General features: G+C 72.7%; 23 protein-coding genes and 1 pseudogene. 16 read left to right on the top strand and 8 right to left on the bottom strand.

The annotated features are described in order from the left end of the window. Window positions 1-96: 96 nt before the first annotated feature. The 4 genes from LEL83_RS08125 to LEL83_RS08110 are packed head-to-tail and all read right to left on the bottom strand — an operon-like array spanning window position 97 to window position 5,300. Window positions 97-1,713: an ATP-binding cassette domain-containing protein gene (locus LEL83_RS08125; protein WP_225558429.1), complete on the bottom strand. Its 1,617-nt coding sequence runs from the start codon at window positions 1,711-1,713 to the stop codon at window positions 97-99. Then, on the bottom strand, window positions 1,710-2,609 hold the full coding sequence (locus tag LEL83_RS08120) for an ABC transporter permease (protein WP_225558428.1): 900 nt from the start codon (window positions 2,607-2,609) through the stop codon (window positions 1,710-1,712). The genes LEL83_RS08125 and LEL83_RS08120 overlap by 4 nt, the downstream gene beginning before the upstream one ends. Then, complete coding sequence (locus tag LEL83_RS16200; RefSeq protein ID WP_225558427.1) at window positions 2,606-3,676, bottom strand: ABC transporter permease; 1,071 nt, start codon at window positions 3,674-3,676, stop codon at window positions 2,606-2,608. Before LEL83_RS16200 ends, LEL83_RS08120 begins: the two co-directional genes overlap by 4 nt. 4 nt (window positions 3,677-3,680) lie before the next feature. Further along, entirely contained in the window at window positions 3,681-5,300 is a 1,620-nt protein-coding gene (locus LEL83_RS08110; protein ID WP_225558426.1) for an ABC transporter substrate-binding protein, read from the bottom strand. A 31-nt stretch (window positions 5,301-5,331) separates the two neighbouring features. Between LEL83_RS08110 and LEL83_RS08105 the strand changes: the two genes are divergently transcribed. Then, window positions 5,332-5,931 (top strand): acyl-CoA-like ligand-binding transcription factor, encoded by a 600-nt coding sequence (locus LEL83_RS08105; protein ID WP_225558425.1) that lies wholly within the window; start codon window positions 5,332-5,334, stop codon window positions 5,929-5,931. 118 nt (window positions 5,932-6,049) lie between these two features. Here the strand turns inward: LEL83_RS08105 and LEL83_RS08100 are convergent, their stop codons facing one another. Continuing rightward, on the bottom strand, window positions 6,050-7,084 hold the full coding sequence (locus tag LEL83_RS08100) for a cation diffusion facilitator family transporter (RefSeq protein WP_225558424.1): 1,035 nt from the start codon (window positions 7,082-7,084) through the stop codon (window positions 6,050-6,052). 235 nt (window positions 7,085-7,319) lie between these two features. Here LEL83_RS08100 and ileS point away from each other — a divergent pair, with 235 nt between their 5' ends. From ileS to LEL83_RS08075, 5 genes are read left to right on the top strand one after another with little or no spacing between them, the layout of a single operon-like run. Further along, window positions 7,320-10,589, top strand: a complete 3,270-nt coding sequence (gene ileS, locus LEL83_RS08095; protein WP_225558423.1) for an isoleucine--tRNA ligase — start codon at window positions 7,320-7,322, stop codon at window positions 10,587-10,589. After that, on the top strand, window positions 10,586-12,052 hold the full coding sequence (locus LEL83_RS08090; RefSeq protein WP_225558422.1) for a bifunctional folylpolyglutamate synthase/dihydrofolate synthase: 1,467 nt from the start codon (window positions 10,586-10,588) through the stop codon (window positions 12,050-12,052). The genes ileS and LEL83_RS08090 overlap by 4 nt, the downstream gene beginning before the upstream one ends. After that, a complete protein-coding gene (locus tag LEL83_RS08085; protein WP_225558421.1) occupies window positions 12,049-12,465 on the top strand; it encodes a DUF4233 domain-containing protein in 417 nt (138 codons plus the stop codon). The genes LEL83_RS08090 and LEL83_RS08085 overlap by 4 nt, the downstream gene beginning before the upstream one ends. 35 nt (window positions 12,466-12,500) lie before the next feature. Then, the gene (gene ndk, locus LEL83_RS08080) at window positions 12,501-12,920 is read left to right on the top strand and encodes a nucleoside-diphosphate kinase (protein WP_198658054.1); all 420 of its coding nucleotides are present in this window, start codon (window positions 12,501-12,503) and stop codon (window positions 12,918-12,920) included. 14 nt (window positions 12,921-12,934) lie between these two features. After that, the gene (locus LEL83_RS08075) at window positions 12,935-13,783 is read left to right on the top strand and encodes a DsbA family protein (protein ID WP_225558420.1); all 849 of its coding nucleotides are present in this window, start codon (window positions 12,935-12,937) and stop codon (window positions 13,781-13,783) included. Window positions 13,784-13,861: 78 nt separating this feature from the next. On the opposite strand, the gene LEL83_RS08070 is transcribed toward LEL83_RS08075, so the two are convergent. Together LEL83_RS08070 and LEL83_RS08065 are read right to left on the bottom strand one after the other, a co-directional pair. Next, entirely contained in the window at window positions 13,862-14,677 is an 816-nt protein-coding gene (locus LEL83_RS08070; RefSeq protein WP_225558419.1) for a DsbA family protein, read from the bottom strand. A gap of 67 nt (window positions 14,678-14,744) precedes the next feature. Continuing rightward, window positions 14,745-15,347, bottom strand: a complete 603-nt coding sequence (locus LEL83_RS08065; RefSeq protein WP_225558418.1) for a vitamin K epoxide reductase family protein — start codon at window positions 15,345-15,347, stop codon at window positions 14,745-14,747. 350 nt (window positions 15,348-15,697) lie between these two features. Between LEL83_RS08065 and LEL83_RS08060 the strand changes: the two genes are divergently transcribed. Further along, window positions 15,698-18,628: an Rne/Rng family ribonuclease gene (locus LEL83_RS08060; RefSeq protein WP_225558417.1), complete on the top strand. Its 2,931-nt coding sequence runs from the start codon at window positions 15,698-15,700 to the stop codon at window positions 18,626-18,628. A 2-nt stretch (window positions 18,629-18,630) separates the two neighbouring features. Beyond that, a complete protein-coding gene (locus LEL83_RS08055) occupies window positions 18,631-19,437 on the top strand; it encodes a hypothetical protein (protein ID WP_225558416.1) in 807 nt (268 codons plus the stop codon). Between the two features lie 252 nt (window positions 19,438-19,689). Here LEL83_RS08055 and LEL83_RS08050 read toward each other — a convergent pair whose 3' ends face one another. After that, window positions 19,690-19,962: a DUF4031 domain-containing protein gene (locus tag LEL83_RS08050; protein WP_198658059.1), complete on the bottom strand. Its 273-nt coding sequence runs from the start codon at window positions 19,960-19,962 to the stop codon at window positions 19,690-19,692. 178 nt (window positions 19,963-20,140) lie between these two features. Here LEL83_RS08050 and rplU point away from each other — a divergent pair, with 178 nt between their 5' ends. From rplU to LEL83_RS08010, 8 genes and pseudogenes are all read left to right on the top strand, one after another. Then, window positions 20,141-20,449 (top strand): 50S ribosomal protein L21, encoded by a 309-nt coding sequence (gene rplU, locus LEL83_RS08045; protein ID WP_027464715.1) that lies wholly within the window; start codon window positions 20,141-20,143, stop codon window positions 20,447-20,449. Between the two features lie 12 nt (window positions 20,450-20,461). Further along, window positions 20,462-20,713: a 50S ribosomal protein L27 gene (rpmA, locus tag LEL83_RS08040; protein WP_111081199.1), complete on the top strand. Its 252-nt coding sequence runs from the start codon at window positions 20,462-20,464 to the stop codon at window positions 20,711-20,713. An 86-nt stretch (window positions 20,714-20,799) separates the two neighbouring features. Further along, window positions 20,800-22,323, top strand: a complete 1,524-nt coding sequence (obgE, locus tag LEL83_RS08035; protein ID WP_225558415.1) for a GTPase ObgE — start codon at window positions 20,800-20,802, stop codon at window positions 22,321-22,323. An 8-nt stretch (window positions 22,324-22,331) separates the two neighbouring features. Continuing rightward, entirely contained in the window at window positions 22,332-23,150 is an 819-nt protein-coding gene (gene proB, locus LEL83_RS08030; protein WP_225558414.1) for a glutamate 5-kinase, read from the top strand. Window positions 23,151-23,497: 347 nt separating this feature from the next. Further along, window positions 23,498-24,763, top strand: a complete 1,266-nt coding sequence (locus LEL83_RS08025) for a glutamate-5-semialdehyde dehydrogenase (RefSeq protein WP_225558413.1) — start codon at window positions 23,498-23,500, stop codon at window positions 24,761-24,763. A gap of 41 nt (window positions 24,764-24,804) precedes the next feature. Then, window positions 24,805-25,005: a hypothetical protein gene (locus LEL83_RS08020; RefSeq protein ID WP_198658062.1), complete on the top strand. Its 201-nt coding sequence runs from the start codon at window positions 24,805-24,807 to the stop codon at window positions 25,003-25,005. 11 nt (window positions 25,006-25,016) lie between these two features. Beyond that, window positions 25,017-25,616, top strand: coding sequence for a nicotinate-nucleotide adenylyltransferase (nadD, locus tag LEL83_RS08015; protein ID WP_225558412.1), 600 nt, complete (start codon window positions 25,017-25,019; stop codon window positions 25,614-25,616). Further along, window positions 25,613-26,306: pseudogene (locus LEL83_RS08010) on the top strand (hypothetical protein); the annotation flags it as partial. The gene nadD and the pseudogene LEL83_RS08010, both read left to right, overlap by 4 nt.

The following is a 26,306-nucleotide window of genomic DNA, read 5'->3' as shown; positions in this document are numbered from 1 at the left end:
GTCGCGCCGTGCCTCCGGTCGTCTCCCGGGCGGTCGCGCGCTGCTCGCGCTGGCGCATCTGGCGAAACCTTGCGGCGGCGGCGGCGGCACGGCCGGCTACGCGGGGCCGGTGGCCAGGCGGTCGGCCGCGTGCAGCAGCCGCGCCGTGACCGCGTGCGCCGGCCGGTCGAACACCGACGCCGCGGGACCCTGCTCGACGACCCGGCCCCCGTGCACGACGAGCACGTCGTCGGCCATCCGCCGCACCGCGCGCAGGTCGTGCGACACGAAGACCATCGCGGCGCCGCGCTCGTCGCGCAGTCGTTCGAGCAGCCGCAGCACGGCGTCCTGCACCGTGGCGTCGAGAGCGGTGACCGGCTCGTCGAGCACGATCACCTCGGGGTCGGTGGCCAGCGCCCGGGCGATCGCGAGCCGCTGCCGCTGCCCGCCGGAGAGCGTGCGCGGCGAACGCGGGCGGAGCACCGGGTCCAGGTCGACCTGCCGGAGCGCCGCGTCCACCCGGTCGTCCAGCGCGCCCCGTGCCCGCCGTTCGTCGCCGCGGGAGAACGCGTCGGCGAGGACCCGCTCGACCGTCCACCGTTCGTCGAAGGTGGCGCCGGGGTCCTGCACGACGGCCGCGATGCGGTGCCGGCGCGGGCGGCGATCGCGTTCCGGCAGGGGGACCCACGGCTCGTCGTCGAGCGTGACCGTGCCGGCGTCGGGGGTCTCGAGCCCGAGGAGCATCCGGGCGACGGTCGTCTTGCCCGACCCCGAGGCGCCGATCACGCCGAGCACGCGCCCCCTGCCGAGGGCGAACGACACGTCCTCGACCGCTGGGACGCCCTCGTAGGCGCGGGACAGCCCCCGTGCCACGAGCACGCTCGTCGTGGCGGGCGACCCCGGGTCGAGCTGCTCGGCGACGGGGTCCGGAGCCGAGCCGCCGCCCGCGTCCGTGCCGTGCGCCGCCGCCGGTGCGGCCGCACGCACCAGGGCCCGCGTGGCCTCGTGCACGGGCGCGGCGAAGACGTCGCCGACCGCGCCCTGCTCGACGACCCTGCCCTCGTGCACCACCGCGACCCGGTCGGCCCACCCCGCCACGAGCCCGAGGTCGTGCGTGATCACGAGCAGTCCCGCACCCCGGGCCTGTGCCGCACGCAGCTGCTCCATCACGGTGACGGCGACCCCGGCGTCGAGCGCCGTCGTCGGCTCGTCGGCGACCACGAGCGCGGGCGATCCGACGGTCGCGGCGGCGATGAGCGCGCGCTGCCGCATCCCGCCCGACAGGGTGTCGGCGAGTCGGCCGTCGGTCGCGATGTCCGGGTCGAGCCCCACCGCGGCGAGGGCCTCGCGCACGGCGTCCACGCGCTCGGCCGCACCCATCTCGGTGTGCAGGCGCAGGGTGTCGGCGACCTCGCGCCCGACGGGACGCAGCGGGTCCAACGCGCCCAGTGCCTCCTGGCCGACGTAGCCGACCCGCGATCCCCGCAGCCGCCGCCAGCGCCGGTCGGAGAGGCCGCGCACGTCGGTCCCGTCGACGGTGAAGGCGTCGGCGTGCACGGAGGACCCCGGGGCCGACAGGCCGAGCACCGCCCGCGCCGTGACGGTCTTGCCGGAGCCGGAGGCACCGACCAGGGCGACGCACTCGCCGGCGTCGACGTGCAGGTCCACGCCGTGCACGATCGGGACGCCCCCGATCGCGACGCTGAGCCCGCGGACGTCGAGGACGGCGGTCACCGCGCGGCACCCGTCCGTCGGACCGCACGGCCGAGCACCGTGACGGCGGTGGCGAGCGCCACGATCGCGAGTCCGGGGAAGGTGCTCATCCACGGTGCGGTCTGCAGGTAGGTGCGCCCGTCGGCGAGCATCGCGCCCCACTCCGGCGCGGGCGGCGGCGTGCCGACGCCGAGGTAGCTCAGCGCCGAGGCCCACACGACGGCCTGCCCGACGCCGAGCGTCGCGACGGCCACGACCGGCCACAGCGCGGTGGGCAGCACGTGGCGCAGGACAGTGCGGGCGGGGGAGCGGCCGAGCAGCACCGCGGTCTCGACCACCTGCGAACTCCGGGCCGACCGCACGAGACCGCGGACGATCCGGGCGTACCCCGGCGCGGTCGCGAACCCGACGGCGAGCACGGCGGGCACGGGCCCGGGGCCGGTCACCGCGATGACGACCAGGGCGACGAGCAGCAGGGGCAGGGCGAACGCGACCTCGGTGGCCCGGCCGATCACGGCGTCGAGCAGGCGACCGACACGTCCGGCACCCGCGCCGAGTCCCGCGACGACGCCGAGCAGGACGCCCGCGCCGCCGCCGATCAGGGTCGCTGCGACGCCCACCACGAGCGAGGCCCGGGTCCCGGCGACCACGCGGGCCAGCACGTCGCGGCCGGACTCGTCGGTGCCGAAGGGGTGTGCGGCGCTCGGTGCGAGCAGCGCCTCGGTCGGGTGGACGGCCAGCGGGTCGCCCCCGCCGAGCAGGGACGGCCAGGCCGCCGCGACCACGGCGACCAGCACGACCACCCCCGCGATGGTGCCGCCGACACCGAGCGTCCCCCCACGGACGCGCTCGGGGCCGGCGGCGGTCTGGTGGCCGGGTGCTCCGGTCTGGAGGCCCGGGTCGGCGATCCCGCTCACCGTGCGCCCGCCGGTCGGCCGGCTCCACGGCGGCGCGCGCTACCGCGCCGCGGGGCGCCCTGCGGAGCGCTGCCGCGCGGGTCGACGGCTCGCTCGACGAGGTCGGCGACGGCCAGCACCACGACGTAGGCCGCCGCGGACACCATCGCGATGCCGACGACGAGGGGCATGTCCCGCTGGGTCACGGCGGTCACGAGCGCGCGGCCGATGCCGGGCAGCGCGAACACCGACTCGACCACGACGGCACCGGAGACGAGGGAACCGAAGGCCCAGGCGGACAGCGCGATCCCGGGCAGCGCGGCGTGCCGGAGCAGGTGGCGGGCGAACAGGCCGATGCGGGTCTCGCCCCGGCCCCGGGCGGCGAGGGCGAAGGCCGACCGCTGCGCGTCCACCACCCCGTCGCGCACGGTCTCCGCCAGGTAGCCGGCGACGGGCACGGCCACCGTCAGCACCGGGAGCACCCAGCCGCGGGCGGTGCCGTCGCTCACCGCGGGCACCCATCCCAGGGCGCTGGCGAACACGACGATGAGCACGCTGCCGAGCCAGAAGTGCGGCATCACGCTCGCGGTGACGCTCAGGGCGCTCGTCAGTCCGGCGGCGACCCGACCGCGCTGCGTCGAGGCCCACGCGGCGAGGATCGCCAGCACCCACGCGACCACCAGCCCCGCGACCGCCAGGGTCAGCGTGACCGGCAGCTGCTGGCCGAGCAGGGTCGCGACCGGCGTGCGGAAGGCGTAGGAGTCGCCGAGCTGCCCGGTCGCCAGCCGTCCGAGGAACACCGCGTACTGCACCAGGACGGGCTGGTCGAGGCCGTACTCGTGCCGCACCTGGGCGACGGCCTCGGCCGAGGCCTGCGACCCCGGTCCGCCCAGGATCGCGAGTGCCGGGTCGCCGGGGATGAGCCGGATCGCGACGAAGACGATCGTCGCGACCGCCCAGAGCACGCCGATGCCGCCCAGCACACGGCGGACCGCCCAGCGCGCCCAGCGCCCTGCTGCCGAGGCGTCTGCGGTCCGCGGCCCGTCCGCCGGGCGCGGGACGGGCCTCCCGGCCGTCGGGTCCGTCACCGCGTCAGCGGTCGATCCACGCGGTGCCGAACCAGGGCGTCGAAACGGGGGTCGTCTCGATGCCGTGCACGGCCGAGCGCACCAGGAAGTGGTTCTGCTGGTCGTAGAGCGGCAGCACCGTGTTGCTGGCCAGGATCAGCCGCTGTGCCTGCTCGTACAGGTCGGCGCGCTCGTCGGCGTCCGACGTGCGGGCGGCCTGCTCGAGCAGCCGGTCGAGTGCCGGGTCGTCGAGCTGGGCGAGGTTGGCGAAGTAGCCGGACGGTGCCGGTTCGATGCTCGCGCTGTCGTACAGGATCCGCAGCACGTCCGGGCCGACCTTGGTGTACGGCGCGCTGACCACGTCGTACTCGTTCGCCGCGAGCGCCGCGTACCAGCTGGACAGGTCGAGTTCGTCGAGCACGACGTCGAAGCCGACGGCCTGCTCGGAGGCCTGGATCTGCTGGAACAGGCTGCGCTCGGCCGGGACCGACTGGTTCGTCGAGACGGGGAACCGCACGGTCAGCCGCTGGCCGTCCTTCTCGCGGATGCCGTCCGACCCGACCTTCCAGCCGGCGTCGTCGAGGAGTCGCTCCGCCTTGTCGGGGGAGTAGGCGAACCGGCTCTTCTCGGAGTACGCGAGCGGCTCCGCGCTCGAGAGCGCCGAGTACGAGCGCTCCGCGGTGCCGAGGAACAACGACTGCAGGCCGGGGTCGATCTCGGCGCCGGCGATGAAGGCCTGGCGCACCGCTTCGTCGCGGAACACCCCGTGACCGGAGTTCAGCTCGAGGCGGTTCGAGGCACCGGGGCGCGGGGCGTCGAGGTCGCGGATCGCGCCCTTCGCCGAGGCCGCCTTGAGCTGGTCGGGCTGGGCGTTGTCGATGACGTCCACCTGGCCGGCCTGCAGTGCGGCGTAGCGCGAGGTCGAGTCGGGCAGGAAGCGCCAGGTGATGCCGGACAGGCGCGGCTTCGTCGTTCCCCAGTGGTCGGCGTTCTTCGTCAGGGTGACGCGGTCGCCGTGCTTCCAGCCGGTGACCGCGAAGGGCCCGGTGCCGACGGGGGACTCGCAGTTCGTCGCCTGGTCGCGCTCGAGGGCCTTCGGGGACTCCATGCCGACCCAGGGCTGCGAGAAGGACTCGAGCAGCGCGCTGTCCGGGCGGCTCAGCGTCAGCGTGACCGTGTGCTCGTCGGTGGCGGTCGCCTTCGTGATCGACTGCAGCGCCAGGTATCCGGTGCTCGATGCGGTGGCCGGGTCCTGCACGTGCTCGATGTTCGCCACGACCGCGGCGGCGTCGAACGGGGTGCCGTCGGTGAAGGTGACGTCGTCGCGCAGGGTGAACGTCAGGGTCTTCCCGTCGTCGCTCGTGGTCCACTCCGTGGCGAGCTCGGGCGTGGGCTTGCCGTCCTCGAGCCCGACGAGCTCCTCGATGTACTGCGTCGCCAGCAGCGCCTGCGGGTAGTTGCCGCCGACGTGCGGGTCGAGGCAGGTCGGTTCGGCGTCGCCGGAGGCGTAGGTGAGCGTCCCGCCGGCGACGGGCGTGCTGCTGCCCGTGCTCGCACCACCGCCGGTGCACGCGGTCAGGGCGAGCAGGACCGCGGTGGTGCCCGCGACGGCGGCGAGGGTTTTCTGTACTGAGTCCAAGATCATGGCTCGACGAGCCTACCGCTTTACTGGAGCCATGGACGAACCGATGCGCCGCGGGGGCCGCCCCCGACGGTCGAGCGCCGAGGTGCTGGCCGACGCCGCCGCCGAGCTGTTCCTGGAACAGGGCTACGCGCGCACGACCGTCGACCAGATCGCCGCACGCGCCGGGGTGAGCCGGGCGACGTTCTTCAACTACTTCCCGGCGAAGGCCGACGTGATGTGGCTCGAGCTCGACGCCGCCGTCGCCGGGCTGCCCGGGCACCTGGCCGCGTCCACCGAGCCGAGTCCGGTGCGCGCCGTCGAGCAGGCGCTGCTGACCGCGGCTCGGGAGCACGACCCCGAGCGGGTGCCGTGGGCCCTGGCGCAGGCGGAGGTCATGGGCATCGGTCCCGAGCTCGTCGCCGGTGTCGCGGTGCGGGTGACGGCGCAGCACGCGGCCGTTGCGGCGTTCGTCGCCGGGCGGACGGGGGAGGAGCCGGGCGCGCTCCGGCCGCAGGCGGTCTCCGGCGCGATGCTCGGGGCGGCCGCGGCGGCGTTCGGGGTGTGGGTTTCAGACGGGGTCGGTCGCCGTGCTCTCGTGGAGTACGTCGCGGCGGCGCTCCGGCCGGTGGCGGCGGGGCTCGACGCCGCCTGACGCGCCGCGGCGCTGCTCGGCTCTCGGCCCCCGTTCCGCGCTGAGCGACACCGCACGCGCTCCGGAAGCCGAGGACTGTCGCTCAGCCCGAAACCTCGTCCCCGCACCGGCCCCGCGCTCACTCCGCCCGCAGCGTCCCCGCCCCGCCGGAGGCCACGTCCGAGGCCGTGCCGTCCCGCACCACCTCGGGCACGTCCTCGCTCGTCGGCGCCAGGGACGCATCGCCCGGGACGCTCAGGGTGAGCACGGCCTCCTCGATGTACGGACTGTCCTCCAGCGACTGCTCCACCTCGCGCAGCCGGACCGCGACGTGCTCCTCGGTCTCGTTGCCGGTCAGGTCGACGGCGGCCACCAGGTACACCCGCGACGGGCCGACGAACTCCAGGTGCAGGTAGGTCACGCGCTCCACCTGCGAGCGTCCGAGCAGCTCGACGAGCACGGCGTCCTCGAGCTCCGGCGACGTGCTCTCGCCGAGCAGGAAGCGGCGGTTGCGGTCGATCAGGACGATCGCGACGACGCCGAGCAGCACCCCGATCGCGATGGAGCCCAGCGCGTCGAAGACCGCGAGCCCCGTGACCTGGTGCAGGAACACCCCGAGGAACGCGACGACCAGGCCGATCAGCGCTGCGGCGTCCTCGGCGAAGACGGCCCGGAGCGTCGGGTTCGACGACTGCAGCACGTGTCGCAGCACGGGCACCTGCCGCTTCGTCGCCGCGCCGTGCGCCTGCCGGTACGCCTGCAGGAAGCTCGTGCCCTCGAGCACGAACGCCACCGCGAGCACGACGTAGTTGAGCACGACGTCCTCGGCGGGCCCGGTGTCGCCGAACTCCGAGATGCCGTGGGTGATCGACACGATCGCACCGGCGGTGAACAGGCCGAACGCCGCGAACATCGACCAGATGTAGGTCTCGCGGCCGTACCCGAGCGGGTGTGCGGTGTCGCGCTTCCGGGCGCCCCGCCGCTCGGCGACGAGCAGGAAGACCTCGTTGCCGGTGTCCGCCCACGAGTGCGCCGCCTCGGCCACCATCGAAGCGGAGCCCGTGACGAGCGACGCGACGGTCTTCGCGACCGCGACGAGCAGGTTGGCGCCGAAGGCGATCAGGACGGTGACGAGCGAGTCCGGACGTCGTTCAGCAGTGGAAGCATCGGGCATCCCTCGAGCATGCTCCCGTCCGCTAAACTCGGGTCACAAGAGCATCGATCCGGCCATCACCGGGGAGCTTCCGGAAGAACGCGCGGCGCACCAGCACCTCGTCAGTAGAACCGGGCGGGTTCGGGACCGTCACCACCCCGACGAGAGCGGTCGCACCGGCGGTGCGGCAAGCGAGGTGGTACCGCGGAGTCCGCTCCGTCCTCGTGGAGATCAACCGAACCCACAGGAGTCCCCGGTGCGCTACCCCCTGAACCGTCCCGACGCGACCGCCGCCGACGGCGTCGTCCCCTCGCCGAGCTTCCCCGCCGTCGAGCGCGGGATCCTCGCCTTCTGGAAGGGCGACGACACCTTCCAGGCGTCCATCGACCAGCGCGAGGGCTGCCCCGAGTGGACCTTCTACGACGGCCCGCCCTTCGCGAACGGGCTGCCGCACTACGGGCACCTGCTGACCGGGTACGCCAAGGACGTCTTCCCGCGCTACCAGACCATGCGCGGCAAGCAGGTGCACCGCCGCTTCGGCTGGGACACCCACGGCCTGCCCGCCGAGCTCGAGGCGATGCGCCAGCTCGGCATCACCGAGAAGCACGAGATCGACGCCATGGGCATCGACGTCTTCAACGCCGCGGCCAAGAAGAGCGTGCTGCAGTACACCGACGAGTGGCAGGAGTACGTCACCCGCCAGGCGCGCTGGGTCGACTTCGAGGACGACTACAAGACCCTCGACGTCACCTTCATGGAGAGCGTCCTCTGGGCCTGGAAGACCCTGTGGGACAAGGGCTTGGCGTACGAGGGCTTCCGGGTCCTGCCGTACTGCTGGAACGACCAGACCCCGCTGTCCAACCACGAGCTGCGCATGGACGACGACGTCTACAAGATGCGCCAGGACCAGTCCGTCACGGTCGCGTTCCCGCTGCACGGCTCGCGCGCGGACGCGCTCGACCTGACCGGCGTGCGGGCGCTCGCCTGGACGACGACGCCGTGGACGCTCCCGACGAACGCCGCGCTCGCGGTCGGTCCGGAGATCGCCTACGCGGTCGTGCCGGCCGGGCCGGGAGGCGCGGCTGACGGTGGCACCGCCGGCTCGGCCCGGTACCTGCTCGCTTCGGACACCGTGGCTGCGCACGCGAAGGAGCTCGGCTACGAGAGCGCCGACGACGCGCTCGCCGCCGTGCTCCGCACGGTCGCCGGCGCCGAGCTCGACGGCGTCGAGTACGAGCGCCTGTTCGACTTCCTGTCGGACGCCGAGGGCTACGAGCACGCCTGGCGCATCCTGGTCGCCGAGTACGTCGAGACCGGTGAGGGCACCGGCATCGTGCACCAGGCCCCGGCCTACGGTGCCGACGACCAGGAGGTCTGCGCCGCAGCGGGCATCCCCGTCGTGCTCTCGCTCGACGAGGGCGGCGTCTTCACGTCGCAGTTCGGCGACGTCGCCGGCATGCTCTGGTCCGACGCGAACAAGCCGCTCACCAAGGCCGTGCGCGACGCCGGTCGACTGCTCCGCCAGGCGTCCTACGAGCACAGCTACCCGCACTGCTGGCGCTGCCGCAAGCCCCTCATCTACAAGGCCGTCTCGTCGTGGTTCGTCCGCGTGACCGAACTGCGCGACCGCATGGGCCAGCTCAACCAGGACATCAACTGGGTGCCGGACAACGTCAAGGACGGCCAGTTCGGCAAGTGGGTCGGCAACGCCATCGACTGGTCGGTCTCCCGCAACCGCTACTTCGGCACGCCGATCCCGGTGTGGCAGTCCGACGACCCCGAGTACCCGCGCACCGACGTGTACGGCTCGCTCGCGGACATCGAGCGTGACTTCGGTCGCCTGCCCGTGAACGCCGAGGGCGAGGTCGACCTGCACCGCCCGTTCATCGACGACCTGACGCGGCCGAACCCCGACGACCCCACCGGGAAGTCGACGATGCGCCGGATCACCGACGTGTTCGACGTCTGGTTCGACTCCGGCTCGATGCCGTACGCCCAGGTGCACTACCCGTTCGAGAACAGCGAGTGGTTCGAGTCGCACAACCCGGCCGACTTCATCGTCGAGTACATCGGGCAGACCCGCGGCTGGTTCTACGTCATGCACGTGCTGTCCACCGCGGTGTTCGACCGGCCGGCGTTCCAGAACGTCATCAGCCACGGCATCGTCCTCGGCTCGGACGGCCAGAAGATGTCGAAGTCGCTGCGGAACTACCCGAACGTCGCCGAGGTGTTCGACCGCGACGGCGCCGACGCGATGCGCTGGTTCCTCATGTCGTCGTCGGTGATCCGTGGCGGCAACCTGATCGTGACCGAAGAGGGCATCCGGCAGGGCGTCCGCGAGTTCATGCTCCCGCTGTGGTCGACGTACTACTTCTTCACGCTGTACGCCAACGCGTCCGGGCCCGACGGCTACCAGGCGCAGCGCCGGACCGACTCGACCGACGTGCTCGACCGGTACCTGCTCGCGAAGACCCGCGTGCTCGTGACCGACGTCCGGACCCACCTCGACGCGCTCGACACCCCGCTCGCGGCCCAGGCCGTACGGGACTTCGCCGACGTACTGACGAACTGGTACGTCCGACGCTCGCGCGACAAGTTCTGGACCGGTGCCGACGGGGTGGCCGCGGACGACGCCCGCGCGGCGTTCGACACGCTGTACACCGTGCTCGAGACCCTGACCCGGGTCGCCGCGCCGTTGGCGCCGCTCGTCACCGAGGAGATCTGGAAGGGCCTGACCGGTGGGCGGAGCGTCCACCTGACGGACTTCCCGGACCCGGACGAGTTCCCCGCCGACGACGCCCTGGTCGCCGCGATGGACCGCGTGCGCGACGTCGCGTCGAAGGGCCTCGCGCTCCGCAAGGCGACCGGCAAGCGCGTCCGCCTGCCGCTCGCCACGCTGACGCTCGTGGTGCGGGACCCGACGGCGGTCGAGCCGTTCGCCGACATCCTGCGCGACGAGCTCAACGTCAAGCGCGTCGTGCTCGAGGCCCAGGCCGAGGAGTCACTGGCGCAGTACGGCATCGAGCGGAAGCTCACCGTGAACGCCCGCGTCGCCGGTCCGCGCATCGGCAAGCAGGTGCAGCAGGTGATCCCGGCCGCCAAGCGGGGCGACTGGACCGCGACCGACACCGGCGTGACCGTGGGCGGCATCGACCTGGTCGAGGGCGAGTACACGCTCGACCTCACCGTGGCCGACACCTCGGTCGCCGTGGCGTTCCTCGACGAGGGCGGCTTCGTGGTGCTCGACACCGTGACCACGCCCGAGCTCGAAGCCGAGGGACTCGCCCGTGACGTGGTCCGGGCCGTGCAGCAGGCCCGCCGTGACGCCGACCTGGACGTCAGCGACCGCATCGCGCTGACCCTGCGGGTGGACGACACCGCCGCCGGCGCGGTCCGCGCGCACCAGGAGCTCATCGCGGGGGAGACCCTGGCGACGAGCGTCGAGATCGTGCCCCTCGGGGCGGAGGACACCACCACCGACGTCGGTGACGGTGCGAAGGTGGCAGTGGAGGTAGGACGCGCATGAGCGACGACGACCAGTACGACGGCCACGAGGCGTTCGACGGCCGCGACGAGGACGGCATCCGGATCCCGGTGGGCCCCTCCGGTGCCGGACCGACCGACGCCGTGCCCTACGGGGGTGACGACGACGAGGTGCGCCGCGTCGAGGCCGCCCTGTACGCCCGGATCGGCGAACAGGCCCCCGAGCGTCGTCTGACCGCGACCCGGCGTGCCGTCGAGCTCCTCGGCGACCCGCACCTGGCGTACCCGGTGATCCACATCACGGGGACGAACGGCAAGACGTCCACCGCACGCACGATCGAGAGCATCGTCCGCGCGCACGGCCTGCGTACCGGGCTCATGACGAGCCCGCACCTGGTGTCCATCCGGGAGCGCATCGTCGTCGACGGCCAGCCGATCGCCGCGGACCGCTTCGTCGAGAACTGGGACGACATCGCCCCGGTGCTCGAGATCACCGACCGCGAGCTCACCGACAAGGGCGAACTCCCGCTCACCTTCTTCGAGGCGCTGACCGTGCTGGCCCTGGCGTGCTTCGCCGAGGCCCCCGTCGACGTCGCCGTGATCGAGGTCGGCATGGGCGGCGAGTGGGACTCCACCAACGTCGTGCAGAGCCAGGTCCAGGTGTTCACCCCGATCGCCATCGACCACGCGAAGCAGCTCGGTGCGACGGTGGCCGAGATCGCCCGCACCAAGTCCGGCATCGTCAAGCCGTCGTCGGCCGTGGTGTCGAGCCGGCAGGTCCCCGAGGCGCTGGCCGAGCTCGAGCGTGCCGCCGAGCTCACCGAGTCCACCCTGGCCGTCGAGGGGGCCGGGTTCGCCGTCACCGACGTCACCCCGGCGGTCGGCGGTCAGCTCGTCACCGTGCAGGGCATCGCCGGGCGCTACGACGACCTGTTCCTGCCGCTGTTCGGCCGGCACCAGGCCGAGAACGCCGCCGTCGCGATCGCCGCCGTCGAGTCGTTCCTCGGCCGCGGGACGCAGGCCCTCGACGAGGACGTCCTGTCCGAGGGGCTCGCCGGGGCCACCAGCCCGGGTCGGCTCCAGCCGATCGCCACGGAGCCGACCGTCGTGGTCGACGCCGCGCACAACCCGCACGGTGCGAAGGCCCTGGCCGAGGCGCTGCCCGTCGCGTTCCCGTCGGAGCACGTCGTCGGCGTCGTCGGGATCCTGGGCGACAAGGACGCCCGCGGGTTCGTCCGCGCCCTCAAGGACACCGTCGCGACCTTCGTCGTGACGCAGCCGCCGGGGGAGCGCGCGCTCGACGCGGACGAGTTCGCCCGGGTCGTCGTCGACGAGGTCGGCGAGGACCGGGTCGTCGTCGAACCGACGCTCGCCGCGGCCCTGCAGGAAGCACGGGACCTGGCGGACGAGGCGGACGCCGAGGACGCCCTCGTGCTCGTCGCGGGCTCCATCGTGATGGTGGGCGCGGTCATGGACCTCGTGCACCGGGAAGGCGAGGCGAAGTGACGGACGCACCAGGTGCCTCCCGGCCGGGTCGGGCACCGCGCACCCGCAAGCCGCGCCGCGAGCGCGGGGCGCAGGAGAGCCTGCTCTCGATCGCCCTGGTGCTCGAGGCGATCATGTTCTTCTTCCCCATGCTCGTCGTGTTCGGCAAGGGCACGCTGCCGCCCGCCGCGGCCTTCGGTGGCGGCATCGGCGCGATCATCGTCCTCGCAGCTGCCTCACGTCTGACGGGCAACCGGGCCGGTGTATGGTTCGGGTGGCTGCTGCAGGCGGCCATCCTCGCCACCGGGTTCATCGAACCGTTCATGTTCGCGGTCGCCGTGGTGTTCCTGGCGCTGTGGGTCTTCTGCTTCGTCAAGGGCGGTCAGCTCGACCGTCAGAACGCCGCGCGCCGAGCGGCCATGGGCGAGGACTGACCACCACATTCGACCCCGAACACAGGGAGTACTGCGTGTCCGACCTCGAAGAGACCCTCGTCCTCGTCAAGCCCGACGGCGTCGCCCGCCAGCTCACCGGTGAGATCCTCCGCCGGATCGAGGCCAAGGGGTACGAGCTCGTCGACCTCAAGATGCTGACCGCGCCGCGTGACCTGCTCGACGCACACTACGAGGAGCACCAGGGCAAGCCGTTCTTCGAGCCGCTCGTCGAGTTCATGCAGTCCGGCCCCGTCGTCGCCGTGCGCGTCGCCGGCAACGGTGTGATCGCGGGCTTCCGCTCGCTCGCCGGCACCACCGACCCGACCTCGGCCGCGCCCGGCACCATCCGTGGTGACCTCGGCCGCGACTGGGGCCTCAAGGTGCAGCAGAACCTGGTGCACGGGTCGGACAGCCCCGAGTCGGCCGCGCGCGAGCTCGCGCTCTGGTTCGCCTGAGCGACGGGGACGACGTGACGAACAACGACCGACCCACCAAGAACGAGCGTCGCCAGCACGCCCGTGAGGTCGCACGCCAGCGTGCCGACGCCGAGAAGCGCCGCAAGCGCCGCAACAAGTGGTTCCTGCAGGGCGGCATCGGGCTCGGCATCGTGGCGATCGCGGCCATCATCGCGATCGTCGTGGTGAACGTGAACAACGCACCCGCCGTGTCCGCGGCCGGGCCGGAGAACATGGCCACCGGCGCGATCCAGTTCGCTGCCGAGGACGGCAAGGTCACCCCGGTGAGCACCCCGGCCGTCTCGGCGAAGGGTTCCCCGTCGGCGATCCCGACCGCCGGTGCCGACGGCGCCGTCACGGTCACCGAGTACGTCGACTGGGCCTGCCCGGTCTGCAAGCAGTTCGAGGACGCCTTCTCCGACCAGATCCTGGACAAGGTGAAGTCGGGTGAGGCCACGCTGGCGATCCAGCCGGTCTCGATCCTCGACCGCGCCTACCCGGGCTCGCGCTACGCCAGCCGTGCCGCGAACGCCGCCATGTGCGTCGCGGACAACGAGCCGGAGAAGTTCCTGGACGTGCAGAAGCAGTTCTTCGACAACCAGCCGGCCGAGGGCACGAAGGGCCTGACGAACGCCGAGATCGAGGACCTCGTCAAGGCCGGTGGAGCGACCAGCTCCGAGGTCGCCGAGTGCGTGTCGACCGAGCAGTTCAAGGGCTGGGTGACCAAGTCCACCAAGCTGGTGACCGAGGACGAGGCCCTCGCGGGCACCAACGGCTTCGGGACGCCGACGGTCGTCGTCGACGGCAAGCGCCTCGACGACCTGAGCACCGTCGTCAGCGCGATCGACGCGGCGGCGAAGTAGCCCGGACGACCGACCGACCGGACACGACGGCCCTCGCTCCCACCCGGGAGCGGGGGCCGTCGCCGTGTGCCGAGCGGCCTACGACGAGCCGTGGCCGTGGCCGTGGCCGTCGCCGTGCTGCCGGGCGAACGCCGCGAACGCCGCCGCGTCGGTGAGGGATCCGTCGTACTGCGCTCCGTCGACGATGACCGTCGGGGTGCCGGTGATCCCACGGAGCGAGGAGTTCGGTACGGCGTCGTGCACCGCCCGGTCCGTGGCGTCGGCCACCCAGCCGGCGAACTCCCGGCGCGTGATGCAGCCGGCGACGTCGTCGTCGGTCGCGCCCGCCTGCTCGGCCAGGGCCACCAGCCGGTCGTCGGTGAGCCCGCGCGTGCCCTCGGACGGCTGGTGCGCACGGAGCGACGTGTCGAACGCCAGGAACGCGTCGGGGTCGTGGTCGGCCACGCAGGCGGCAGCGGCGGCGGACCGCGTGGAGTAGTCGGACCCGCGCGACATCCGGTCGAGCAGGGCGATCGGGTGCAGTTCGAGGGTCGCGGTGCCGTCCCGCACCCACTGCCGGATCTGCGGCATCTGGTCCGCCTCGAACTGGTTGCAGTACGGGCACAGGTAGTCCGCGTACACGGTGATGTCCGTCGTCGCGGGGTCCTGCGCCGTCGGGATCGGCGCACCGCCGTCGGGCAGCGCCGGCGTCCGGACGGTCACGATCGCGCCGTGGGACCCCCGCAGCAGGACCCCGTCGCTCGCCGTGTTGCGGGGGCCGGGCCCGGCCGGCTGATCCGACCCCGCGACCGACACGGCGACGACGGCCGCCCCGGCGAGCCCGCCGACGACGACCGCGGCGATGCCGAGCGTCCGCGTGCGGCGACGACGCGCCCGGGCCTGCTCGCGAGCCACCCGGGCACGGTCCCGCAGGGCGTCGCGTCGCACCGATCCGCTCTCGTGCTCGCGCATCGGGAAGGGGTCAGAAGATCGTCAGGACGCTCGGGAACACGATGATGATCGTCACGATGATGAACAGGTAGTTGGCGAGCGGGAAGGTCCAGCAGAACGGCAGCAGGGCGCGCCCGACCCGCTGGGCTGCTGCACCGAACCGGCCCTGCGCGGCGTTCCAGATCGTGAACACCCAGAACATCGGGATCGTCACGGACCAGACGAGCATGCACCACGGGCAGAGCGCGCCGATCGACCAGACGGTCTGCGTGAACAGCCAGGTGACGAACACCCAGGCCAGGAAGACACCGGCGTTGAAGGCGATCCAGAACCACCGCGACCCGTTCCGGAAGCCCGCGAGCAGCATCACCGCGACGGCGATCGGTGCGACGAACCCGAGCAGGCCGAGCAGGGGGTTCGGGAAGCCGAAGAGGTTGCCCTGCCAGCTCGCCATGACGTCCGAGCAGCTGATGAACGGGTTGAGGTCGCAGGACAGCACGGTGTCCGGGTCGGCGTACTTCTTGAACTCGTCGAGCACCAGCTGGAACGCCCCGAGGAGGCCGACGGCACCGGTGACGAGCAGGAAGACCGCCATCGCGATCGGACGACGGGGGGCGGGGGCTGACGCGGTCACGCCGTCATCATCGCATGCGGGTTCCGGTGCTTTCCGGATGCGCCGTGCGATAATGCCTGGAGGTCGTGCGGTCCGCCGCACGCCGAGAAGAGCTTTCCGGGTGGCGCCTGCACAGGGCGGTACCCGGGCGATCAGGTGCGGTGAGAGCGCACTGTGGTCGGGACAGCGTCACTCCGACGCCGAGCCGACCCGGGCCGGGTGCCCGGAGCGGAACGGGCGCGGACGCAACGAGAAGTTGGCGCAGACCGGTCACGAGACAACGAGCGCGGGGGCGTCGACGCCGCCCGCCACAACGACAGAATTCCCGCCGCCCGAGAGGGTGCGAGTGGGGCCGAGGAGTGCGCCAGTCCATGGTGGAGCAGAACAACGACAACACGACCAACGACGAGAACGCGCCGAAGCGCCGGGGCCGCCTGTTCGGCGGGCGCCGCGCCCGGTCGGCCGGCCAGGAGGCCCGGGGGAACGCCGAGCAGGCATCCCACGTCGACGAGACCCTCGCGCTGACGGGCGGCGCTGACGCCCGTCCCGCAGCCAGCGTCGCGTCGCCCGGGTCGGTGGACTCGCCCGATTCGCCCGACTCGCCGGATTCCCCCGCGTCGCCGGCATCACCGGTCGAGTCGACCGACACCGAGGTCCCCGTCGCGGTGGACCCCGTCGCCGACGGCGGCGCCGAGCCGCACGACGTGAGCACGCTGACCGGTGACCTGCCGGTCGTGTCGGGTGACCAGCAGGCGACCACGACCGACGGGGCGGACGTCAGCCGCGCCTCCCGTCCGGCCGCGTCCGAGCCGGAGACCCCCGCGAGCGCGCCGGCCGCCGAGCCGTTCGTGCCGAAGGCCACGAGCACGCTCAGCCTGATCTTCCACGCGCCGGTGCTGCCGGAGCTGCCGCAGCGCGCGCCGCGCTCGGACCGCGACCGTGACCGCGACGAGGACGACCGGTACGACCGCGAGGACCGGTTCGACCGCGACCGTGACGACCGCGACGACCAGGGTGGCTCGCGCCGCCGCTCGCGTCGCCGTGGCTCGAGCGCCGACCGTGAGGCCCGCGAGCCGCGCGACCACCAGGAGCCGCGCCGCCGCGAGCCGGAGCTCATCACCGAGCCGCAGCGCATCAAGGGCTCGACCCGTCTCGAGGCGAAGAAGCAGCGCCGTCGTGACGGCCGTGACGCCGGACGCCGCCGCCAGGTGGTCAGCGAGGACGAGTTCCTCGCCCGCCGCGAGAGCGTCGACCGCCAGATGATCGTCCGCTCCAGCTCGTCGACGATCGAGATCGGCGTGCTCGAGGACGGCATCCTCGCGGAGCACTACATCACCAAGTCCGAGAACGTCTCGCTGATCGGGAACGTCTACCTCGGCAAGGTGCAGAACGTCCTGCCGTCGATGGAGGCCGCCTTCGTCGACATCGGCCGCGGCCGCAACGCCGTGCTGTACGCCGGCGAGGTCGACTGGAACTCCGTCGACACCAGCCACGGGCGCCGCATCGAGTCCGCGCTCAAGCCGGGTGACAAGGTCCTCGTGCAGGTCACCAAGGACCCGGTGGGCCACAAGGGCGCCCGCCTGACCAGCCAGGTCTCGCTGCCGGGCCGCTACCTGGTCTACGTGCCGAACGGTTCGATGAACGGCATCTCGCGCAAGCTCCCGGACACCGAGCGCGCGCGCCTGAAGAAGATCCTCAAGGAGGTCCTGCCGGAGCACGCGGGCGTCATCGTGCGCACCGCTGCCGAGGGCGCGACCGAGGAGCAGCTCACCCGCGACGTGCAGCGGCTGACCAGCCAGTGGGAGGCCATCCAGAAGAAGGTCGCCGGCGGCCAGGCCCCGGTCATGCTGCACTCGGAGCCGGACCTGCTCATCAAGATCGTCCGTGACGTCTTCAACGAGGACTTCACGAAGCTGATCATCGACGGCGAGGCCGCCGGTGGCACCATCGACGAGTACCTGTCGGCCGTCGCACCGGACCTCAAGGACCGCGTCGTGCGGTACGAGGGCCCGGACTCCTTCGAGGAGTTCCGCCTGAACGAGCAGATCGACAAGGCGCTCGACCGCAAGGTCTGGCTGCCGTCGGGTGGCTCGCTCGTCATCGACCGCACCGAGGCCATGACGGTCGTCGACGTCAACACCGGGAAGTTCGTCGGCTCCGGCGGCAACCTGGAAGAGACGGTCACGAAGAACAACCTCGAGGCCGCCGAGGAGATCGTCCGCCAGCTCCGCCTGCGCGACATCGGCGGCATCATCGTCGTCGACTTCATCGACATGGTGCTCGAGGACAACCGTGACCTGGTGCTCCGGCGCCTGGTCGAGTGCCTGAGCCGCGACCGGACGAAGCACCAGGTCGCCGAGATCACCTCGCTCGGCCTCGTGCAGATGACCCGCAAGAAGATCGGTGTCGGGCTCCGCGAGTCGCTCGACGAGGTCAACGCCAAGGTCAACGACAACAACGCCGACCCGGGTCCGAGCAAGGGCCGTCGCAAGGGTCGTGGCAACGGGAACGGCGGGAACGGGAACGGCGGCTCCGGCAACGGGAACGGGAACGGGAACGGGAACGGCGGCTCCGGCAACGGCGGGTCCGGTGCGGCGAGCCAGGCGCACCAGATCACCGAGGACGTGAAGAACGCCCTGTCACGGATCGCCGCCTCGACGATCCCGCACGACGAGCAGGACGCCGCTGCCGCTGCGTCGCCCGCTGCCGAGACCACGGCGCCGACGTCGGCCGATGCGCCGACCAGCACGGACACCGCGGGCGGCGAGCAGTCGACCGGTCCGAAGCGCCGTCGTCGCGGCCGTGGTGGGCGCGGGGGCGAGCAGCAGGCCGCTGCCGCCGCCGAGAGCACCGAGGCGCAGGGAGCACCCGCTGCCGAGCCCGTGGTCGAGTCCGGCGCCGAGCCCGTCGTCGCCGCGGCGAAGGCGGACGAGTCGGCGTCGAGCGCGCCGACGGCCACGGCTGCCGCCGAGCCGGTCGTCGCCGAGCCCGTGAGCGCACCGAAGGCGAAGGCCCCGGCCCGTCGTCGCGTGAGCTCGAGCGCCACCGTGACCCCGACCGACAACAGCGTCGCGATCCTCGACATCCCGATCGCCGCGGCACCGAAGCGCGAACCGCGCACGGTCGCACCCGACGCCGAGTCGTTGCTCGACTCGGTGCTCCAGGCGCTGCCCGAGCCGAAGCAGCCCGGCCAGGGTCGGTCCCGCTCCCGCCGGGTGTCCTCGCCGAGCATCAGCGCACCGGCGACGACGTCGGGGGAGTCGGACGACGACACCGACGGCACCGTGATCCTGGGGAACTGACGGTGACGAACCCGGGCGACCCGCAGCAGCACCGCGGGTACTACGGTGCGGGCTGGTCCCAGCCCGCACCGCCCGGCCCGGGGCAGCAGCACGGCCAGCCGGGACCGGGCGGGCAGGTCCCGCCCCGCGGCCGGCAGCCGGGGGCCGGTGCGCCGTACGGCCCACCGCGGCCGCCCCGCGTACCTGCCGAGCCCCGTCGGGCGTTCGCGCCCGGCGCCTCGGTCACGAACACCGCCGGCGCACTCATCGCCGTCGTGGCGCTGGTGCTCGTGGAGTTCGTCTCCGGGCTGTTCAACCTGCTCGGGACGTCGCTCCTGGTCAACCCGCTCGCGCACTACGGGGCAGGGGCCGACCTGCTCGGCAGCTTCACCACCGCGGTCTTCGCGGGGCCGTTCCCGTACTACGCCGGGGCGTTCCTCGCGCTGGCGTTCCTGACCCCGATCGACCGACGCAGCCCGCTGCCGAACCTGCTGCGCCGCGCGGTGCTCGCCGGTGCCGCGGGGACCGTCGCCCTGGCGCTCGTCGGGGTCGTCACGGGCACGATCGCGACGGTCCGCTCCGGCGGCGCACGACTCGTCGTCGACGTCGTCACGGGGCCGCTGCAGAACGGCGTGCCGCTCACCGTGATGCTGCTGGCGACCGCCACCGCGGCGTGGCTCTGGCTCGGTCGTCCGCGGCGCGGGCGGGGCACCGCGTCGTCACCGGGCATGCCCGGCACCGTGCGCCCGGCCGACGCGGTCCCTCCGGCCACCGTCCAGCCGCCGCAGCAGCAGCCTCCGGGGCCCTGGGGCGGTCCGGCACCCCGCTGACCGATCGCACCGCCGGACGGCGACGGTGGACGGCCTGACGGACGGCACCGACGGCTGGCTCTGCGGCTGGCGCCGACGGATCGCGCTGTCCGAGCCACTTTGGCCGGCCGCGCGGTCCCGCTGCACCACGCGCCGTGCGCCGCGCGGTGACCAGCGCCGTGGGAGTGGCACCGCACCGCGCGACGTGCGCTGCGTGCCGGACCCGCGCCGTGCCTCCCGTGCGCGCTGCGACGCCAGCCCCACCCTGCTAGGTCAGCGGCCGCGCTTGTCCCGCTGCGCCACCCGCAGGCCGCTGCGGATGAGTCGCAGCACGAGCTCCCGGCCCGTCACGGCTGCGGCGCCCGCTGCGACGAGTTCGTCGTAGCGCGACAACGGCACGTCGTAGTGGTCGTGGTCGAACGCCCGGCGCGGCACACCGACCCGCGCAGCGAAGGCGTGGAGTTCCGCGTAGGATTCATCACTGACGAGGTGCGACCACAGTGTGTCGTGGGCGGGCCACGTCGGCGGGTCGATCAACACGGTCACGTGGCAATGCTACGTGTGTCGCCGTTTGACCGGACCCACGGTGATCGAGTATTCTCGGTCCCTGGTGTCAGCGGGCCGTTCTGCCTGCGTCGCCGATCGGGCCCGGCCTCCGGGAGCCGCTCGTGCAGAAGTGGGCACCCGAGACTTCCCTCAAGCAGAGTTACGTAAGGATTTCCACGTGGTTTACGCAGTAGTGCGCGCCGGCGGCCGTCAGGAGAAGGTCGAGGTCGGCACGATCCTGACCATCGACCGTGCCAAGGCGGACGACAAGGGCAACATCGACCTCGCCCCCGTGCTCCTCGTGGACGGTGACAAGATCACGTCGGCGGCCTCCGAGCTCGCGAACGTGACCGTCACCGCCGAGGTGCTCGACGACCTCCGTGGTCCGAAGGTCATCATCCAGAAGTTCAAGAACAAGACCGGGTACAAGAAGCGCCAGGGTTTCCGCGCTGAGCTGACCCGCGTCAAGATCACCAAGATCGCGTAAGGGAGTCAACTCATGGCACACAAGAAGGGTGCGAGCTCCACTCGCAACGGTCGTGACTCGAACGCACAGCGCCTCGGCGTGAAGCGCTTCGGTGGCGAGGTCGTCAACGCCGGCGAGATCATCGTCCGCCAGCGTGGGACCCACTTCCACCCGGGCGCCAACGTCGGCCGCGGTGGCGACGACACGCTGTTCGCCCTCTCGGCCGGTTCGGTCGAGTTCGGCACCAAGGGTGGCCGCAAGGTCATCAACATCGTCAACGCGTAAGCGACCAGACGATCTGACTCTGCGGGAGGGGCGGGCCACGTGCCCGCCCCTCCCGTTCTCTTTCCAGCAGTACCAGGAGTGGACCCATGGCGACCTTCGTCGACCGCGTGACCCTGCACCTCAGCGCGGGGCACGGCGGCAACGGCTGCGTGTCGGTCCGCCGTGAGAAGTTCAAGCCCCTCGCCGGGCCCGACGGCGGCAACGGCGGTGACGGCGGCGACATCGTGCTCGTGGCCGATCCGCAGGTGACCACGCTGCTCGGCTACCACCGCTCGCCGCACCGCTCGTCGAAGAACGGGCAGCCCGGCATGGGCGACCACCGCAGCGGTGTGAGCGGTGAGGTCCTCGAGCTCCCGATGCCCGTCGGCACGGTCGTGTACGACGAGTCCGGCGAGGTCATCGCCGACCTCACCGAACCCGGCATGCGCATCGTCGTCGCCCCCGGCGGTCAGGGCGGTCTCGGCAACGCGGCGCTCTCCACCACCAAGCGCAAGGCCCCCGGCTTCGCGCTCCTCGGGACCGAGGGGTGGGCCGGTGACGTCAGCCTCGAGCTGAAGACCATCGCCGACGTCGCCCTCGTCGGGTTCCCGAGCGCCGGCAAGTCCTCGCTCATCGCGGCGATCTCGGCCGCCAAGCCGAAGATCGCGGACTACCCGTTCACGACCCTCACCCCGAACCTCGGCGTCGTCGAGTCCGGGGACACCCGCTTCACCGTCGCCGACGTCCCGGGCCTGATCGAGGGCGCGTCCGAGGGCAAGGGCCTCGGCCTGGAGTTCCTGCGGCACGTCGAGCGCTGCGAGGCGCTCCTGCACGTCATCGACTGCGCCACGCTCGACCCGGGCCGCGACCCGATCAGCGACCTCGACGTCATCCTCGGCGAGCTCGAGCGCTACCCGGTCCCCGAGGGCCAGGTGCCGCTGCTCGAGCGCCCGCAGCTCATCGCCCTGAACAAGGTGGACGTGCCCGAGGCGCAGGAGCTCGCCGACTTCGTCACGGCCGAGCTCGAGGAGCGCGGCTACCGCGTGTTCCCGATCTCGACCGCGTCCCGCAAGGGCCTGCGCGAGCTGACGTTCGCGCTGGCCGACGTCGTGGAGCAGGCCCGTGCCTCCCGTGCGGCGGAGCCGGTGCAGGAGCGCATCGTGCTGCGCCCGAAGTCGGTCGACCAGAAGCCCTTCACGGTGCGCGCCGAGGGCGGCGAGGAGCACCGCTTCTACCGTGTCCGCGGCGCGAAGCCGGAGCGCTGGGTGCAGCAGACCGACTTCACCAACGAGGAGGCGATCGGCTACCTGGCCGACCGGCTCGCGAAGCTCGGCGTCGAGGACGGCCTGTTCAAGGCCGGAGCCGTCGCCGGCTCGACCGTCGTCATCGGTGGCGACGGCGGCATGGTGTTCGACTGGGAGCCCACGCTCACCTCGACCGCCGAGCTCATCACGAGCGCCCGCGGCACCGACTCCCGCATCGGGGCGACGTCGCGTCCGACCCGCAACGAGCGGCGCGAGGAGTACTTCGAACGGATGGACGCCAAGGCGGCCGCCCGTGCCGAGCTCGAGCAGGAGCGCGTCTCCGGGCTCTGGGCGGACGACGACGTCGAGACGGACAGCAGGGGCTGACCACGGGCATGACCGACACCACCGCTCGCAGCGACCTCGGCCCCGTCACCCGGCGCGAGGACATCCCGCGTGCGCGACGGATCGTGGTGAAGGTCGGCTCGTCCTCGGTCAGCGGGGACGCGGCCGGGCAGATCGCGCCGCTCGTCGACGCCCTGGCGGCCGCGTACGGCCGTGGCACGCAGGTCGTCCTGGTGTCCTCGGGCGCCATCGCGACCGGCTTCCCCTTCCTGGGGCTCGCGGGGCGCCCGGACGACCTCGCCACGCAGCAGGCCGCAGCGGCCACGGGGCAGAACGTCCTGATGTTCCGCTACCAGAAGGAACTCGACCGGCACGGGGTCGTCGCCGCGCAGATCCTGCTGACCGCCGGTGACCTGCAGAACCCCACGCACCGGGTGAACGCGGAACGGGCGATCGACCGGTTGCTCGCCCTGCGGGTGCTGCCGATCGTCAACGAGAACGACACGGTCGCCACGCACGAGATCCGGTTCGGCGACAACGACCGGCTCGCGGCACTCGTCGCGCGGCTGCTCGGCGCGGACGCCCTCGTGCTGCTGTCCGACGTCGAGGCGCTGTACACCGCGCCGCCCGAGCAGCCCGGTGCGGTCCGCATCGACGAGGTGCCCTTCGGCGACCCGCTCGCCGGGGTCACCTTCGGTTCGATCGGCGCGGCCGGCGTCGGCACCGGGGGAGCGGGGACGAAGGTCGCCGCCGCCCGGCTCGCTGCCGAGGCCGGTACCGCCGTGCTCGTGACCGCCACGCCGCTGGTGGACCGGGCGTTGGCCGGCGAGCACCTCGGGACCTGGTTCCACGCCGCACCCCGTCCCTGACGGCGGCCCCGCCGCGCCGCGCCGGTGGCAGCGGGTGGTCGTGACGCGCCGTCGGGACGCCACCGGGTGGTCGGGGACCGTCGCCGCGGTCGCGGCGGCGCGACGATCCGCGACCACCCGGCAGGCCGGGGACGACGGGTCGTGACCGGTCTGCCCCGTCGGTCGACGGGGTGGACGCGACCGCCTGGAGGCCCGGTGCGGGTCCCGGGACCGGTGGCGGGCCTCCAGACGGTCGCGGTGCACGCGGGGGACGACGTGTGCACGGCCGGAGGGCGGACCGGGCCCGGAGGGGCGGCGGGCGCCCGCCCCGCCCGTCACGGACCGAGGGGCGGACCTAGAATCGGTCCATGTCGCTGACCGCCCCCGCCCCGACCCTGACCGACACGCTCGTCGCCGCCCGGACCGCCTCGACGGCCCTCGCGACGGCGACGACGGCGGTCAAGGACGGCGCGCTCGTGGCGATCGCCGCGGCGGTCCGCGCGGCCACCGACGAGATCGTCGCCGCGAACCACCACGACCTGGTCGCGGGCGAGGAGGCCGGCTCGTCGTCCGGGGTGCTCGACCGTCTGCGCCTGGACCCGGCCCGGATCGAGGCACTCGCGACCGCCGTCGAGCACGTCGTGGGCCTGCACGACCCGGTGGGCGAGCACGTGCGCGGCTCGCGGCTGCCGAACGGGTTGCAGCTGAGTCAGGTCCGCGTGCCGTTCGGGGTCGTCGGAGCGATCTACGAGGCACGCCCGAACGTCACGGTCGACATCGCGGCGCTCGCCCTGAAGTCGGGCAACGCGGTCGTGCTCCGTGGGGGATCGGCCGCCCAGCGCACGAACGCCGTGCTCGTCGCACGCATCCAGGACGCCGTCGCGTCGGTCGGGTTGCCCCGTGACCTGGTGCAGACCATCGACCCCTTCGGCCGGGCCGGTGCCACCGAGCTCATGCGCGCCCGCGGACTGGTCGACGTCCTCATCCCGCGGGGGAGCGCCGACCTGATCCAGACCGTCGTCACCGAGGCGCAGGTGCCCGTCATCGAGACCGGCGCCGGGGTCGTGCACGTGTTCCTCGACGCGTCGGCGCCCGAGCAGCGGTCGGTCGACATCGTGCTGAACAGCAAGGTGCAGCGCCCGAGCGTGTGCAACGCGCTCGAGACCCTGCTGGTGCACGAGGCGGCGGCCGAGCGGCTGCTGCCGGTGCTCGCCGACCGACTGCGAGCAGCGGGGGTCACGCTGCGCGGTGACGACGCCACCCGGGCGATCGTGCCCGGTGTCCTGCGGGCCACTGATGCCGACTGGGCAACGGAGTCGATGGACCTCGACCTGTCCGTCCGCGTGGTGCCCGACGTCGACGCGGCGATGGCGCACATCGCCCGCTGGTCGACGCACCACACCGAGTCCATCGTCACGGACGACGTCGACACCGCCGAGCGGTTCCTGGCCACCGTCGACTCGGCCGTCGTGATGGTGAACGCCTCGACCCGGTTCACCGACGGCGGCGAGTTCGGCTTCGGGGCCGAGGTCGGCATCTCGACGCAGAAGCTGCACGCGCGTGGCCCGATGGGCCTGCCGGAGCTCACGAGCACCAAGTGGATCGTGCGCGGCCAGGGACAGATCCGCGGCTAGACTGAACGGCGTCTTTCCCCGACCGAACGGAGCACCGAACGATGACCCTCCTCGCAGAAGCTGCTGAGCACGCCTCCGGGACCCCCGCGTTCGTCTTCCCGCTCGTCGGTGCCCTGTTCTTCATCTTCCTCGGCTTCGTCACCTGGAGCTTCCGCGACGTCGCGTACCGCCACTCGCAGAAGTTCGAGGCCACCCGTCACCACGAGTCGGGCGTGGACGAGTTCGGTCACACCAAGATCTGACCGACCCCTCGATGCTCGAGACCACCGGACAGCCACGCATCGGTGTGATGGGTGGCACGTTCGACCCCATCCACCACGGGCACCTGGTCGCGGCGTCCGAGGTCGCTCGGGCGTTCGGCCTCGACGAGGTCGTGTTCGTGCCCACCGGTCAGCCGTACATGAAGTCCGGTGTCACCGACGCCGAGCACCGGTACCTCATGACCGTGATCGCGACGGCGTCGAACCCGATGTTCACCGTCAGCCGCGTCGACATCGACCGCCCTGGGCCGACGTACACGGTCGACACGCTCCGCGACCTGCACGAACAGCGGCCGGACGCCCAGCTCGTCTTCATCTCCGGCGCAGACGCCGTTCAGCAGATCGTCGACTGGAAAGACCATGATGGTCTCTGGGACCTCGCGCACTTCGTCGCCGTGACGCGTCCGGGACACGCCCTCAGCCTGACCGGATTGCCCGAACGCGACGTAAGCTTGCTCGAAGTCCCCGCCCTGGCCATATCCTCGACGGATTGCCGTGACCGGGTGCGACGGGGGTTCCCCGTCTGGTACTTGGTCCCCGACGGCGTCGTCCAGTACATCTCCAAGCACCACCTGTATCGGAGCGTTGCATGAGTTCGTCCGACGCGCAGCCGCCCCTGTCGCGGCGCCAGGCGCGCGAGCGCGAGCGTGCCGCCGCAGCCGGTTCGCAGCCCGCCACGCCGCCGCCGACCGTCGCCGCCCCCGCCGACTCCGGGCGTCGCCCGGGTTCGCACGCCGCACCGGTGTCCGCCGGACCCGCGCAGTCGTCCGCGCCGCGGTCGGCGCAGTCCGCAGGGACCCCGCAGTCCGCACCGGCATCGGCGCAGACCGCCGCCGTGTCGGCACCGGGCGGCGTCCCGGCCGCGCCGGCGTCCGCCACCGAGATCGTCCCCGGCAGCGGTGGGCTGACCCGGCGCCAGCTCCGGCAGCTCCGCGCCGCCGAGGCCCACGCGGGACTGCCCGTGCCGCTGCAGGACCCGACGCCGCAGTCCTCGGACCGCACCGTCGACGACGTCCTCGGTTCGGTCGACACGATCGACCCGTCCTCCGCCCCGCGGAGCGGTGGATCGCAGGCCGACCCCGACGCGCAGCAGGGCACCGCGCCCGCAGCCGAGTCGACCCCGCTGGACCGTGCCGCGGTCGCCCAGGCCACCGAGGCCGACGGGTCCCCGGACGCGCTCGAGCCCCTGGACGAGGCCGCCGCCCACGCCGAAGAGCCCCGTCGCCACCGCTCGACCTGGTCGCCCCCGGCCGAGGCGGCCGCGAGCGACGAGTCCGCGACGG

The organism is Curtobacterium oceanosedimentum (assembly GCF_020297365.1).
Taxonomy (GTDB): domain Bacteria; phylum Actinomycetota; class Actinomycetes; order Actinomycetales; family Microbacteriaceae; genus Curtobacterium.
Note: the sequence above shows the minus strand (reverse complement) of the source record. Positions and strands in the feature narration are given on the sequence as shown.